At 53.9% G+C, this 254-nt stretch carries 2 tRNA genes; both read left to right on the top strand.

Features of this window, described 5'->3' with window-relative positions:
• Positions 1-49: 49 nt before the first annotated feature.
• Positions 50-121, top strand: a tRNA-Gly gene (locus KW850_RS33025).
• Positions 122-129: 8 nt separating this feature from the next.
• Positions 130-218 (top strand) — tRNA-Leu (locus KW850_RS33020).
• The last annotated feature ends 36 nt before the right edge of the window (positions 219-254 follow it).

The raw sequence follows: 254 nt of genomic DNA, 5'->3' as shown, positions 1-254 counted from the left end.
CAAGGCGTGGGGGTTCGACTCCCTTCACCCGCACCATTTAATTTTATATGCGGAAGTAGTTCAGTGGTAGAACACCACCTTGCCAAGGTGGGGGTCGCGGGTTCGAATCCCGTCTTCCGCTCTCTACGTGCCGGGGTGGCGGAACTGGCAGACGCACAGGACTTAAAATCCTGCGGTAGGTGACTACCGTACCGGTTCGATTCCGGTCCTCGGCACCATTTAAGTTAATTAAATTCATATGCGCCCTTAGCTCA

This window comes from Bacillus sp. sid0103, assembly GCF_019219025.1.
Note: the sequence above shows the minus strand (reverse complement) of the source record. Positions and strands in the feature narration are given on the sequence as shown.